Consider the following 13,241-nt stretch of genomic DNA (forward strand, 5'->3'; position numbering starts at 1 on the left):
AGTACGTCACCGGGCTCGGGGCGGGGCCCTGCAGGGGGCCGTTCCAGTGCGTCACCGGGCTCGGGGCGGGGCCGTGGACGGGGCCCGCCGAGGAACGGGCCGGCCTCAGCCGGTCGCCCAGGCGACCAGTGCGGCGTTGACCTGCTCCGGCACCTCCTCGTGCGGGAAGTGCCCGACGCCGGGCAGCTCCCGCCACTCGTAGGCCCCGGCGACGTAGCGGCCCGACCCGCGGGCGGACGACGGCAGCACGCAGGGGTCGAGGACGCCGTGCAGCTGCAGGGTCGGCGCGGTGACCGGCGCGGCCATCCGGCGGGCGTAGCGCAGCCCGTCGGGGCGCAGCTGGGAGCGGCCGGCCCAGCGGAAGTACTCCATCGAGCCGTAGGCGGCCTGCGGGATGCGGGCGGCCGAGCGGTAGCGGGACACCGCCTCGGCGAACCCGGCGGTCGCGGTCCAGTCGGGGCCGGCCCAGCGGCGCATGAGCTCGGCCACCGGGTCGTCGTCGGCACGGGTCAGCCGGCGCTCGGGCAGCCGCGGCAGCTGGAAGCCCAGGATGTGGCGCAGTGCCCGCCGCTGGGCGCCGTCCTTCAGCGCCGCCCGCAGCTGTCGCGGGTGCGCCATGGAGAGCACCGCCAGCCGGCGGACGCTGCGCGGGTGCAGCGCGGCCATCGTCCAGGCCACCAGCCCGCCCCAGTCGTGGCCGACGACGACGGCGTCCCGCTCGCCCAGTGCGCGGACCAGTGCGGCCACGTCGGCGGCGGCGGTCGGCAGGTCGTAGCCGCGCGGGGGCTTGTCGCTGCCGCCGTAGCCGCGCAGGTCGGGCGCGACGGCGCGGAAGCCGGCCGCGGCCAGCGCCGGCAGCTGCGACCGCCAGGCCCACCAGAACTCGGGGAAGCCGTGCAGCAGCAGCACGAGCGGACCCTCTCCGGCCTCGGCGACGTGCAGCCGGACGCCGTTGGCCGACAGGTCGCGGTGCGTCCACGCGCCGGGCAGCAGGACGCTGGTGGCGTCTGGCCGCTCCTCGTCGGGGGTGCTCACCGGTGCGGGCGCGGGGGCGCGCCCGCTCAGACGGTGTAGTTCTCGCTGCCGCGCAGCTGGACGCGACCGTTCGAGACGGTCGGCACCTCACGGCGACGCTGGCCGGGGGCCTCGCGGTGGATGACCTCGGGCAGGTCGCGCAGCGTCTCGATCGTGCGCTCGGGCTTCTCGATCTTCTTCAGCGCCCGGCGGCCGATCAGCGCGGCGATGCCGGCCAGCAGCACCAGCAGCACCCAGACGATCAGGTAGGAGACCCAGCGCGGCAGGCCCAACCAGGTCAGCAGCTCGGCGATGGTGACGAACAGGAAGATGCCGGAGAAGGCGAGCAGCACGCCGGCCGCCCCGAGGGCCCCGGCGCCGATGCCGGCCTTCTTCGCCGACCTGCCGACCTCGGCCTTGGCCAGCTCGATCTCGCTGCGGATCAGCGTCGAGACGTCCGCCATGGCGCTCTGCACCAGAGCCCCGACGGAGGGCTCCTCCGCGCGACGGGTGGTGCTCCGTGCCCCGGACGGGCTCGACGGTGCGCTGTGGGCCACGAGGGCACCTCCTGGGGACGACGGGCGGCTACCGGGCCGCCCGACGCGAGCGGCCCATCGTGGGAATCGTGCCCCATGATCACCCGGCGCGCCCCTCGGTGTCCCCCGAGCGGAGTGACCGGAGGCCCTGCCGGCCTCCCCGCACGTGCGGGGAGGCCGGCAGAGCGGCCCCCGTCCCTGGCCGGCGAGGGGTCGGGAGCAGTGTGGCCCCGTCCCGGCTCCCACCCTGAGCCCGCGAAGGGGCCGCCGGCCCCGTCCCGAGGCTCGGCCCGAGCTTGCGAGGGCTGAGGGGGACGGGGTCCTTCTTCAGTCGTCCGACGACGAGCTGGCCGGCAGCTTGTCCTTGATCAGGTTCATCACCGACGAGTCGGTGAGCGTCGTGACGTCACCGAGCTCGCGGTTCTCCGCGATGTCGCGCAGCAGGCGGCGCATGATCTTGCCGGAGCGGGTCTTGGGCAGCTCCTGCACGACCATGATCTGCCGCGGGCTGGCGATCGGGCCGATGTCCCTGCGCACGTGCTGGCGCAGGTCCTTGACCAGGTCCTCGCCGGAGTCCTCGGCGCTCCCGCGGAGGATGACGAAGGCCACGATGCCCTGCCCGGTGGTGGGGTCGCTGGCGCCGACGACCGCCGCCTCGGCCACCGCGGGGTGCGCGACCAGGGAGGACTCGACCTCCGTGGTGGAGATGCGGTGTCCGGACACGTTCATGACGTCGTCCACGCGGCCGAGCAGCCAGATGTCGCCGTCGGCGTCCTTCTTCGCGCCGTCCCCGGCGAAGTAGACCTGCTTGCCGAACCGTGACCAGTAGGTGTCGACGTAGCGGTCGTCGTCACCCCAGATGGTGCGCAGCATCGACGGCCACGGCTCGGTGAGCACCAGCAGCCCGGTGGTGTCGTCGCCGAGCTCGTTGCCCTCGTCGTCGACGACCTTCGCGGAGATGCCGGGGAACGGCGTCTGTGCCGACCCGGGCTTGAGGCTGGTGACGCCCGGCAGCGGGTTGATCATGTGCGCGCCGGTCTCGGTCTGCCACCAGGTGTCCACGACCGGGCAGCGGCCGCCGCCGATGTTCTTGTGGTACCAGAGCCAGGCCTCGGGGTTGATCGGCTCACCGACCGAGCCGAGGATCCGCAGCGAGGACAGGTCGAACTTGGCCGGGATGTCCTCGCCCCACTTCATGAAGGTGCGGATCACCGTGGGGGCCGTGTACATGATCGTGACCCCGTACTTCTCGATGATCTCGAACCAGCGGCCGCGGTGCGGGGTCTCCGGCGTCCCCTCGTACATGATCGAGGTGGCCCGGTTGGCCAGGGGTCCGTAGACGATGTAGCTGTGGCCGGTGACCCAGCCGATGTCGGCCGAGGTCCAGAAGACGTCGGTGTCCGGCTTGAGGTCGAAGGACGCCCAGTGCGTGTAGGCGACCTGGGTCAGGTAGCCGCCGCTGGTGTGCAGGATGCCCTTCGGCGATGCCGTCGTCCCGGAGGTGTACATGATGTAGAGCGGGTGCTCGGCGTCGAACGCCTCGGGCGTGTGCTCGGTCGACTGCCGGTCGACGACGTCGTGCCACCACAGGTCGCGGCCCTCGGTCCACGCGACGTCCTGCTCGGTCCGCCGGACGACGAGCACGTTGCGGACGCTGTCGGTGCGGCCGACGGCCTCGTCCACCGCGGGCTTGAGCGCGCTCGGCGCGCCGCGCCGGTAGCCACCGTCGGCGGTGACCACCAGGACGGCGCCGGAGTCGGTGATCCGGCTGGCCAGCGCGTCGGAGGAGAACCCGCCGAACACCACCATGTGGACGGCGCCGATGCGGGCGCAGGCCAGCATCGCGACGACCGCCTCGGGGATCATCGGCATGTAGATGGCGACCCGGTCGCCGGCCTGGACGCCGAGCTCGGCCAGCGCGTTGGCCGCCCTGCAGACCTCGTCCTTGAGCTGGGCGTAGGTGATCGTGCGGGTGTCGCCCGGCTCGCCCTCCCAGTGGTAGGCGACCTGCTCACCGTGGCCGGCCTCGACGTGCCGGTCGACGCAGTTGTAGGCGACGTTGAGCTTGCCGCCGACGAACCACTTGGCGAACGGCGGGTTGGACCAGTCCAGGACCTCGTCCCACCGCTGCGCCCAGGTCAGCCGCTCGGCTGCCTCGGCCCAGAAGCCCAGCCGGTCCTGCGCGGCCCGCTCGTAGACGTCGGGACCCACGTTGGCCTGCGCCGCCAGGTGCTCCGGCGCCGGGAACCGGCGGCCCTCCAGCTCGGTCGACTCGCTCATGCGACTCCTCCTGCTCCGTGGCGTCGTCCTCGACGCCTGTCCTGTGTCCGGTCGTCGCGGTCGGCCCGCGGCGTCGCGCACCGACGCGACGCAGCGTGCTCTCCGCCACACCGTATGGCCCACGACGCCTCCCGTCTGCCCGGTGCAACGTCCGGGCAGCGGGGCGCCTGGTCCGGGTCCGCACGCGGCGGCCAGACTGGCTCCGTGACGGCAGGGGTGCAGGCTGCGGTGGCCGCACGCGTGCCGGGTGCGGCGGCGCTCGGGCTGCTCGCGCCGCCGTCCGCGCCGGCCGTCCCGGCCGCGCTCCTCGCCGACGCCGGCTGGACCGCCGACCGGGTGGCCGCGCTCGGGACGCGGTACGGCTCCGACGACCGGCGGGTGCTGGCCACCGTGTGGTGGTACTCGGCGTCCTCGGTGCTGCTCACGCCGGCGCTGGCCGGGCTGGCCACCGGGCTGCCGCTCTCGGCACGGCTGGCCGACACCTCGGTGGCCCTGCTCGGAAGCGGGACGCCGATCGCCGCCACGTCGTCCGCGCCGGGCACGGACACCGCCGCGGAGCTGCGGGAGAGCCTCCCCGCGGTGGTCGACGCCGTGGCCGCGGCCGGTCGGATGCGGACGCGGCCGCTGTGGGCGATCGCCACCGACTCGCTGGCCAACCGGCTGCTCGCCCTGGGACGGGCGCTGGGGGACGAGCGGCGGGTCACCGCACTGGCCGCCCCGCTGGCGGCCGCCGTCGGTCCGCCGCTGCCGGCGCCCCGCTACGTCGACGTCGGCGGCGTCCGCTTCACCCGGCGGGTGTCGTGCTGCCTGCTCTACCGGCTGCCGCCCGAGCCGCTGTGCACCTCCTGCCCGCGCCGGCCCGCCGCCGAGCGCGAGGTCCTGCTGGAGGACACCGCCGCGCGGATGCGCTAGCCGTCCAGCCGCTCGGCGATCGCCTGCCGCAGCTCCTCGACCCCCTCGCCGGTCAGGGCGGACACCGGGACGGCGTCGGGGTAGGCCGTGCGCAGCGCCGTCAGCCAGCCGGGCGGCGCGACGTCCACCTTGTTCAGCGCCAGCAGCTCGGGGTGGTCGCGGGCGCCGATCTCGTAGAGCACCCCGCGCACGGCGGTCACCTGGTCCATCGCGTCGGGCGCCGAGGCGTCGACGACGTGCAGCACGAGGTCGGCCTCGACCACCTCCTCGAGGGTCGAGCGGAAGGCGTCGACCAGCTGGTGCGGCAGGTGGCGGACGAACCCGACGGTGTCGGTGAGCGTGTACGGCCGGCCGTCGGGGGTCTGCGTGCGGCGGACGGTCGGGTCGAGCGTGGCGAACAGCGCGTCCTGCACCAGGACGTCGGCGCCGGCGAGCCGGTTCATCAGCGCCGACTTGCCCGCGTTGGTGTAGCCGGTGAGCGCCACCGACGGCACCCGGTTGCGCCGCCGCCGCGAGCGGGTGCGCTCCCGCCGTCGCGCGGTCTCCTGCACCTGCCGGCGCAGCAGGGTCATCCGTCGCCGCAGGTGACGGCGCCGGGTCTCCAGCTGCTGCTCACCGGGGCCGCGGACGCCGGTGCCCGCGCCTCCCGCGCTGCGCCCGCCGCCGACCCGGGACAGCTCCACGCCGTGCCCGGTCAGCCGCGGCAGCTGGTAGGCCAGCTGGGCCAGCTCCACCTGCGCCTTGCCCTCGGAGCTGCGCGCGTGCTGGGCGAAGATGTCGAGGATCAGGGCGGTGCGGTCGACCACCCGCGCGCCGAGCCGCTCCTCGAGGTTGCGCACCTGGGCGGGGGAGAGCTCGCCGTCGGCGATGACCAGGCCGGCGTCGCGGTCGCGTACCAGGTCGGCGAGCTCGGCCACCTTGCCCGAGCCCAGGTAGGTCGCCGGGTCGGGCCGGCCGCGCGGCTGCACCAGCCGGCCGACGACCGCGACCCCGTCGGTCTCGGCCAGGCGCTCGAGCTCGTCGAGGGGGTCGGCCGCGCCCGCGTCGCCGTCCCGCAGGCCCAGCAGCACCGCGCGGGCACCGTCCGGGCCGCGGTCGCCGTCCCCGGCGCGGGTCACCTCGCTGCCCAGCAGCCACGTCCCTGGCACATCCGTCTCCCGACTCCGGGGGACGCCGTCTGCTCCGGCGTTCCCAGCCTCGTTCCCCCGTCGACGGGCCGCCACCGGAGTGCGGGACCGGACCGGGACGCGCCGCCCCGGCTCACCCGGCAGCGGCGCGGCGGGCGAGCACGACCGCGTAGGTGAACTCGCGCCCGTCGCGGGCCACCGGCAGCAGCAGCTCCTCGGCGTCGGCCGTGGTGGGCAGCCGGGTGAGCTCCTTCCGCAGCCGCGGGGCCGGGGAGCTCGACCAGATCGCCAGGACGCCGGAGGGGCGCAGCGCCGCGACGGCGCGGGCCAGTCCGGCCGGGCGGTAGAGCGCCTCGTTCGACTCGTGCACGAGGAAGCCCGGCCCGTTGTCGACGTCGAGCAGGACGGCGTCCCACCAGCCCTCGTGCTCGGCCAGGACGTCGACGACGTCCCCGGTGCGCAGCCGCAGCCGGGGGTCGCCGGGAACCGCGGCCACCGCCGGGAGCCTGCCCTCCTCGGCCCACCGCACCAGGGGCGCGTGCAGCTCGGCCACCTCGACGGCGGTCACCCGCGGCTCGGCGAGTGCGGTGGCCGCCGTCCATCCCAGGCCGAGCCCGCCGACGAGCACCCGGAGGTCCCGGCCCGGGAGACGGCGCAGCGCCTCGGTCGCCAAGGCGCGCTCGGTGCTGGTGTCGACGTCGTCCATCGCGAAGACGCCGTCGACGACCAGCTCGAGGTGCGTGCCGCCGTCGTCGGCGGTGCGCCGGCGGAGGGCCACCTCGCCGCGTGGCCCCTCGGCCCGGCCCAGGGTCTCGATCACCGGGCCACCCCATCACGGCAGGAACAGCATCGTGTCGCCGAACTCGTGCCACAGGTAGTCGCCGGCGGCGGCCCGCGCGTAGGCGCGGTCGACGAGCTCGCGGCCCGCGACCGCCTCGAGCAGCAGCAGGTGGCTGGCGTCGGGCGCGTGCAGCCCGGTGAGCAGGCCGGTGACGACCCGGGCTGGCCGGTCGGGGCCGAGCACCAGGTCGGTCCAGCCGGCGGCCGCACGGGTGAGGCCGTCCTCGCCGGTCGCCGTCTCCAGCGCGCGGGTGACCGTCGTCCCGACGGCGATGACGCGGCCGCCGGCCGCCCGCGTCGCGTTGACCAGCCGAGCGGTGACCTCCGGGACCCGGTAGCGCTCCGGCGCCGGCGGCTCGTGCAGCTCGGGACTGGAGACGCCGGCGTGCAGCACCACCGGGACGACGGGGACGCCGCGGGCCATCAGCCGCACCAGCACCCGGTCGGTGAACGGCCGCCCGGCGCTGGCGTTCTCCGCGCTGCCGGGCTCGGTGGCGTAGACGTTCTGCGCGTCGGCCAGCGGGACCGCGACACCGAGGTGGCCGTAGCGGATCGGTGCGCCGTGCCGCCACAGGTGCTCGGCCGCGGGGACGGCCGGGTCGGGGCGGGCCCGCCACAGCCGCGACGCCCGCGCCGGTGCCGGGAAGCCCTCGAGCAGCCGCAGCCGGACGCCGCCGGGCAGGTCGAGCACCGTCCCGGGCTCCACGCCGCGGTCGGGTCCGTCGTTGTCCGGGCGGCGCAGCTCCACCACCCAGTCGCCGTCGTCCAGCTGGGTCGAGACGTGCAGCGGGACGAGGACGCCGTCGGCCCGCCGGACGTCGAGCCGCGCGGGCAGCGTCGCCGAGGTGTTGACGACGACGAGATCGCCGGGGTCGAGCAGCTCGGGCAGGTCGCGGAAGATCGTCTCGGTGAACCCGTCCGGCCGGACCGCCATCAGCCGGACGCCGTCGCGGGCCAGACCTCGGCGCTCCGGCGGCGCGCTCGCCTCGGCACCCATGGCGAACGCGGTCATCGGACGGCCTCGGCAGTCAGGTCGGCGGCCCGGTAGCGGCCGCTGGGGAGGTCGCTGTCCACCAGCCGCAGCAGCGCGGGGACGACGGCCGCCGGCTCGGGCAGCCCGGTGGCCTCGGGGTCGGCCGCGCGGTGCATGTCGGTGGCCATGTCGCCGGGGTCGACGGCGTAGAGGCGCAGTGCCGGGTGCTCGACGGCGAGGACGGCGGTCAGCCGGTCGAGCGCGGCCTTGCTCGCGCCGTACCCGCCCCAGCCCTGGTAGGCCTCGACCGCGGCGTCGCTGCTGACGTCCAGCACGACCCCGCCGGCCCGCTCGAGCGCCGGCAGCACCGCCTGGACCAGGGCCAGCGGGGCGACGGTGTTCACGGCCAGAACCCGTTCGAGGGCCGCGGGCGCGAGGTCGGCCAGCCGAGGGAGGGGGGTGGGGCCGAGCTCGCTGGCGTTGTTGACCAGCAGGTCGAGCCGGTCGCCGACGGCAGCGGCGAGGGCGGCGCGGTGGGCGGGGTCGGCGACGTCGCCGGGGACGGCGGTGACCAGGTCCGGGCGGGGGAGCGCGGCGACGGCGGCGGCCAGCCGGTCGGGGTCGCGGCCGTCGACGACGAGCCGCCAGCCGCGGCGGTCCAGGGCCTCGGCGAGCGCGGCGCCCAGGCCGCGGGAGGCGCCGGTGACGAGTGCGGTGGGAGGTGTCATGGCGTTACCGTGAGACCTAAAGTGCACTTGAGGTCAAGAGGAGGTGCGGTGGACGGGCTGCTGACCATCGGGCAGGTGGCCGAGCGGTCCGGGATGGCGGTCTCCGCGCTGCGCTACTACGAGGCGCAGGGGCTCATCACGGCCACCCGGACGCCCGGCGGCGCGCGGCGCTTCCCGCGCAGCGTGCTGCGCCGGCTGGCGTTCGTCCGGGCCGCGCAGAACGTCGGGCTGACGCTGCCGGAGATCCGCGAGGCACTGGCCACGCTGCCCGACGGGCGCACGCCGTCGGCCCGCGACTGGGCCCGGCTCTCGGCGTCGTGGCGGGACCGGCTCGACGAGCGCATCCGGGCACTGGAGCAGCTTCGGGACGGGCTGTCGTCGTGCATCGGCTGCGGCTGCCTGTCGCTGACCCGGTGCGCGCTCTACAACCCCGGCGACGCGCGGGGGGCGGAGGGACCGGGGGCGCGCCTGCTGTCCCCGGCGCTGCGGCGGGTGCCGCCGGTCTCGAACGCGGGGTGACCACTGCACCCGACGCGGGGTGACCTCGCCCGTGTCGCACGGCGGCCGGGCGCGGGAGAGGATCATCGGATGGGGTTGATGCCGGCTGCGTTCCTCGGCCACGGCAATCCGATGAACGCCCTCGAGGACAACCGTCACACCCGGGCCTGGCGCGCGTTCGGGCAGGCCGTGCCGCGCCCGCGGGCGGTCCTGGTCGTCTCGGCGCACTGGTACGTGCACGCGACCGCGGTGACCGCGATGCCGCAGCCCCGCACGATCCACGACTTCTTCGGCTTCCCGCGCGCGCTCTACGAGGTCCGCTACGACGCACCCGGGCTGCCCTCGCTGTACGAGGAGGTCGCCGATCTGGTCCACCCGACCTGGGTGGGCGCCGACCTCGACAGCTGGGGCCTGGACCACGGCGCCTGGTCGGTGCTGCGGCACGTCCTCCCCGACGGGGACGTGCCGGTGGTCCAGCTGTCGGTCAACGCGCTCGAGCCGGCCGAGCACCACCTGGGCCTGGGTGCCGCGCTCGCCCCGCTGCGGGAGGACGGGGTGCTGGTGATCGGCAGTGGCAACGTCGTCCACAACCTGCGCGCGGTCAGCCGTACGATGCCCGACACGGGCTACGACTGGGCGCGGCGCTTCGACGAGGCGGTCCGCGAGGTGCTGCTCGAGCGGCCGACCGAGGTCGCCACCCTCGACGGGCACCCGGACGCCGGCCTCGCCGTCCCGACCCCCGACCACTTCCTGCCGCTGCTCTACGTCGCCGGGATCGCGGGGGCGACCGGTACGACGGCCGAGGTGCTGGTGGACGGGTTCACCGACGGTTCGCTGTCGATGGCCTCCTACGCCGTCGGCCTGACCACGCTGCCGGACGACGACGCAGCCGCCGGGTCCCAGCCGTAGCGGGCCTGCTCACCGGCAGGCGAGGCCGCCGTCACGCTCCTCCGGTGCGACGCGCGTGGCGGGTCGACACGCGGAGTGACCGGGCCTGACGTCGCCTCCACCGCGACCGGACGAGGAGGACGACGTGCCGGCTGCCCGCACCGCCTTCTCGGTCGCCCGCTGGCTGGCGCTGGTGATCCCGCTCGTCGACCTCGCGCTGGTGCTCACGGGGGTGTTGTCGCTGCGGACCGGCATCCTCGTGGCGCTGGTCCTGGAGCTGCTGCTCACCGTCGTCCTGGTCGTCGAGGCGGCCGCCTTCCGCCGGGCCTACCGAGCGGTGCGGCGGTCCGGCGGGAGCCGTCGTGCGGGACTCGTGGCGGGAGCCGAGGCCGTCTGGCCGCCGGTGGTCCTCCGGCTGGCCCGCGCCGAGGCCGGCGTGATCCGGGCGCTGTGGTGGGCGGTGCGGCGCCGGTCGGACGTCGGGCCCGGCGACGTGCCGCTGCCCTACGTCGGCCGCTTCCGCCTGGTGCTCGGCGCGCTGACCGTCCTCGGTGCGCTCGAGACCGTCGTCGTCCACGTGCTCCTGCCGTGGGAGACCGCGCGGTGGGTGCTGCTCGCGGTGTCGCTCTACGCGCTGGTGTGGTGCTCGGCTCCGGCCTGTCGCTGTTCCAGCATCCGCACCTGCTCCGCGACGGCGAGCTCCTCCGGTTCGGGCACCTGCGCTCGGTCACCGTCCCGCTGACCGGGCTGGTCGCGGTCCGGCGCAACGTGCAGTCGGAGCACAGGAAGGTCCTGGTCCGTGAGGGCGACCGGCTGGTGCTGTCGGTCATGGGCGACACGGACGTCGAGCTGCGCTTCGACCCGCCGGTGCAGGTGGCGGGGCAGGACGAACCGGTGGCCCGTGTCGCGTTCTGGGTCGACGACCCGCAGGCGGTCGTCCGGCTGCTGCGGGAGCGAGCCGTCCCCGCCGGCTACTGACGTTCCCGCGGGAACGCTGACTGTCCCGCCCCGACGACGTCTCGGCTCGGCCGACTCTCGGACGTTCCCGCGGGGACGTCGCTGACCTGCAGGGATGTCACACCCCGGCCCTAGCCTCCGTACAAATGTTCGAGGAGGAGGGTCCGGTGTCGGAGGAGCACGGGAACGGTGAGCTGCCGCTGGAGGAGCTGGCGCGGCGCATCACCAGCGGGGCGGTCCGGTTGGCCGCGGCCACGGCGGCGTGGCTGGCGCTGGTGGCCGAGTTCGACCGCCGCGGGGGGTGGGGCGCGGTCGGCATCCGGTCGTGTGCGCACTGGCTGGCCTGGCAGTGCGGCCTCTCGCCCGGCGCGGCCCGGGAGCACGTGCGCGTGGCCCGCGCCCTCACCACCCTGCCCGCGACGGCGGCGGCCTTCGCCGCCGGGCGGTTGTCCTACGCCAAGGTCCGAGCGCTGACCCGGGTGGCCGATCCCGGCACCGAGCCGACGTTGCTGGAGCTGGCGCACGAGCTCACCGCGTCGCAGCTGGAACGGGTGGTGCGCGAGTGGCGCCGGTCGGATGCCGTCGACGCCGCCCGAACCGCGGCCAAGCGGCGCTTCGACTCCTGGTGGGACGACGACGGGATGCTGCACGTGCGCATGTGCCTGGCGCCCGAGGAGGGGGCCGAGTTCCTCACCGGTGTGGCGTCGTTGGCCGAGCGCTCGGCACGCCGCGAGCGGGCCGCGGCCGAGCGAGCCGGTGCCGAGCAGGGCGCCGCCCCGGCGGAGGACGACGAGCTCGCCAGGGCACGGGACCGGAGCACCGCGCGGCGTTGCGCGGCGGTGGCCCAGCTGGCGTCCGCTGCCGCCGACGCCGATCGCCGTGCCGGAGACCCACCGCGCCGCGAGGTCGTCGTCCACGCCGACGCCGGGGTGCTCGCCGACGACGCCGCCGCCGGCCGCGCCCACCTGAAGGGCGGCCCGGCGCTGCACCCCTCGCAGGTCCGACGGATGCTGTGCGAGGCCACGGTGGTGACGATGCTCGAACGCGGCCGGGAACCCCTCGCCGTCGGCCGGGCCCGGCGCTTCGCCACCCGGGCGCAACGCCGGGCGCTGCTCCGGCGCGACGGCGGCTGCGCCCGCCCCGGCTGCCCGGAGACCCGCATCGAACGGCTGCACGCCCACCACATGTGGCACTGGCTGCACGGCGGGCCGACCGACGTGGCCAACATGGTGCTGCTCTGCGACGCCGACCACGGCGTGGCGCACGACCTGGACCTGGTCATGGCCCGGCGCGACGGCCGGCTCGTCGTGACCACACCCGACGGCCGCCGGGTGTGGGGCGCGGCCGACGCCGTCTTCCGCGACGGTGTGGCCGGGCTGACCGACCGGGTGGACGACGAGCAGGTGGCGGGGATCCAGCCGCTCGACACCGCGGCCGGACGCCGTCCGGCCGCGGCCCCACCGCCGGCCATGGCCGTCATGACCGCCACGCCCGCCGCGACCCGGGCGCCTGCGTCGATCACCCGGCTGCTCTTCCCTGACCGGGCGCCCGACCTGCCCGACGCGATACCCGTCAACGGCGAGCCCATGGACCTGGCGTACGTCGTCGGCGTGCTGCTCGCCAGCCGCGACCTCGAGCGCCGCCTCGCCACGGAGAACGGCGGGAGGCTGGTCGCCGTGGCCTGACCGCGCCGGGCGTTCCCGCAGGAACGCCCGGCGGCCGGGAGGGCCCGTCCCGACTCCCCGCCCGCTAGGTTCCGGACGTGGTCGGGGAACTGCCCGCACGGGATCCGGGCGCCCAGGAGGTCGAGATCTCGCTGCCGTTCGCGGGGCGGTGGCTGGCCCGGAACAGCCCGGCGCGGCGGGTCCCGAGCCACGGGACCGACCTGTTCGGCGAGCGCTACGCCATCGACTTCGTCGGCGTCGACGACCGCCACCGGACGGCCGGCACCCGGAACTGGCGGACGCTCGTCGCCACCGAGCCGCCGGAGCGCTTCGTCGCCTTCGGTCGGCCCGTCCTGGCTCCGGGCGACGGCACCGTCGTCCACGTGCACGACACCGAGCCCGACCACGAGGCGCGGCGTTCGCAGCTGGCGCTGGTTCCCTACGCGTTGGGCCAGGCCGGCCGGCTCCGCCGGGGTGCGGCCGCCGTCGCGGGGAACCACGTGGTCGTCCACCTGCACGAGAGCGGCACCTTCGTCCTCCTGGCCCACCTGCAGCTGGGCTCCGTGCGCGTCTCGCCCGGCCAGGAGGTGGTGGACGGCCAGCAGATCGCGCGGTGCGGCAACTCCGGCAACTCGACCCAGCCGCACGTGCACCTGCAGGTCATGGACAGCGGAGACCCGTTCGTCGCCCGCGGCGTGCCCATGACCTTCCGGCACTTCCGCGAGTGGCCGGCCCGCACGCGCCAGCCCCGGATGAGGGGACGGGGGATGCCGGGTGAGGGAGCTGTGGTGGAGCCGGTACCCGCCGCCGGCCCCTGACGACGC

The 13,241-nt window shown here is 75.8% G+C and carries 14 protein-coding genes; 7 read left to right on the forward strand and 7 right to left on the reverse strand.

All coding sequences use genetic code 11. From position 1 onward, the window contains the following. Positions 1-105 precede the first annotated feature (105 nt). The 3 genes from ACU610_RS22420 to acs form a co-directional block, all read right to left on the reverse strand. On the reverse strand, positions 106-1,035 hold the full coding sequence (locus ACU610_RS22420) for an alpha/beta fold hydrolase (protein ID WP_446769898.1): 930 nt from the start codon (positions 1,033-1,035) through the stop codon (positions 106-108). Between the two features lie 26 nt (positions 1,036-1,061). Beyond that, a complete protein-coding gene (locus ACU610_RS22425; protein WP_446769899.1) occupies positions 1,062-1,571 on the reverse strand; it encodes a phage holin family protein in 510 nt (169 codons plus the stop codon). 306 nt (positions 1,572-1,877) lie between these two features. Further along, positions 1,878-3,830: an acetate--CoA ligase gene (acs, locus tag ACU610_RS22430; RefSeq protein ID WP_446769900.1), complete on the reverse strand. Its 1,953-nt coding sequence runs from the start codon at positions 3,828-3,830 to the stop codon at positions 1,878-1,880. 204 nt (positions 3,831-4,034) lie between these two features. Between acs and ACU610_RS22435 the strand changes: the two genes are divergently transcribed. Next, complete coding sequence (locus ACU610_RS22435; protein ID WP_446769901.1) at positions 4,035-4,742, forward strand: (2Fe-2S)-binding protein; 708 nt, start codon at positions 4,035-4,037, stop codon at positions 4,740-4,742. Here ACU610_RS22435 and hflX read toward each other — a convergent pair. The 4 genes from hflX to ACU610_RS22455 form a co-directional block, all read right to left on the reverse strand. Further along, positions 4,739-5,890 carry a GTPase HflX gene (gene hflX, locus ACU610_RS22440; protein WP_446769902.1) on the reverse strand — a complete coding sequence of 384 codons (1,152 nt, stop codon included), beginning with the start codon at positions 5,888-5,890 and terminating at the stop codon, positions 4,739-4,741. The two genes, ACU610_RS22435 and hflX, sit on opposite strands and share 4 nt — an antisense overlap. Before the next feature lie 112 nt (positions 5,891-6,002). After that, on the reverse strand, positions 6,003-6,689 hold the full coding sequence (locus ACU610_RS22445; protein ID WP_446769903.1) for a hypothetical protein: 687 nt from the start codon (positions 6,687-6,689) through the stop codon (positions 6,003-6,005). A 12-nt stretch (positions 6,690-6,701) separates the two neighbouring features. Next, complete coding sequence (locus ACU610_RS22450; protein ID WP_446769904.1) at positions 6,702-7,721, reverse strand: S-adenosylmethionine:tRNA ribosyltransferase-isomerase; 1,020 nt, start codon at positions 7,719-7,721, stop codon at positions 6,702-6,704. Continuing rightward, positions 7,718-8,410: an SDR family NAD(P)-dependent oxidoreductase gene (locus tag ACU610_RS22455; protein WP_446769905.1), complete on the reverse strand. Its 693-nt coding sequence runs from the start codon at positions 8,408-8,410 to the stop codon at positions 7,718-7,720. The genes ACU610_RS22450 and ACU610_RS22455 overlap by 4 nt, the downstream gene beginning before the upstream one ends. Positions 8,411-8,458: 48 nt before the next feature. Between ACU610_RS22455 and soxR the strand changes: the two genes are divergently transcribed. From soxR to ACU610_RS22485, 6 genes are all read left to right on the forward strand, one after another. After that, a complete protein-coding gene (soxR, locus tag ACU610_RS22460; RefSeq protein ID WP_446769906.1) occupies positions 8,459-8,929 on the forward strand; it encodes a redox-sensitive transcriptional activator SoxR in 471 nt (156 codons plus the stop codon). A gap of 69 nt (positions 8,930-8,998) precedes the next feature. Further along, entirely contained in the window at positions 8,999-9,817 is an 819-nt protein-coding gene (gene ygiD, locus ACU610_RS22465; RefSeq protein ID WP_446769907.1) for a 4,5-DOPA-extradiol-dioxygenase, read from the forward strand. Between the two features lie 124 nt (positions 9,818-9,941). Next, entirely contained in the window at positions 9,942-10,538 is a 597-nt protein-coding gene (locus ACU610_RS22470; RefSeq protein ID WP_446769908.1) for a hypothetical protein, read from the forward strand. A gap of 26 nt (positions 10,539-10,564) precedes the next feature. Continuing rightward, positions 10,565-10,774 carry a hypothetical protein gene (locus ACU610_RS22475; protein ID WP_446769909.1) on the forward strand — a complete coding sequence of 70 codons (210 nt, stop codon included), beginning with the start codon at positions 10,565-10,567 and terminating at the stop codon, positions 10,772-10,774. Positions 10,775-10,899: 125 nt separating this feature from the next. After that, positions 10,900-12,438: a DUF222 domain-containing protein gene (locus ACU610_RS22480; protein WP_446769910.1), complete on the forward strand. Its 1,539-nt coding sequence runs from the start codon at positions 10,900-10,902 to the stop codon at positions 12,436-12,438. A 77-nt stretch (positions 12,439-12,515) separates the two neighbouring features. Continuing rightward, positions 12,516-13,235, forward strand: a complete 720-nt coding sequence (locus tag ACU610_RS22485; protein WP_446769911.1) for a M23 family metallopeptidase — start codon at positions 12,516-12,518, stop codon at positions 13,233-13,235. Positions 13,236-13,241 lie beyond the last annotated feature (6 nt).

The organism is Geodermatophilus sp. URMC 61 (assembly GCF_052931555.1).

Coding starts and splice junctions, on each gene's coding strand:
- acs (WP_446769900.1), bottom strand. CDS start 3,830: ATGAGCGAGTCGACCGAGCTGGAGGGCCGCCGGTTCCCGGCGCCGGAG.
- ACU610_RS22450 (WP_446769904.1), bottom strand. CDS start 7,721: ATGACCGCGTTCGCCATGGGTGCCGAGGCGAGCGCGCCGCCGGAGCGC.
- ACU610_RS22455 (WP_446769905.1), bottom strand. CDS start 8,410: ATGACACCTCCCACCGCACTCGTCACCGGCGCCTCCCGCGGCCTGGGC.
- ygiD (WP_446769907.1), top strand. CDS start 8,999: ATGGGGTTGATGCCGGCTGCGTTCCTCGGCCACGGCAATCCGATGAAC.
- ACU610_RS22480 (WP_446769910.1), top strand. CDS start 10,900: ATGTTCGAGGAGGAGGGTCCGGTGTCGGAGGAGCACGGGAACGGTGAG.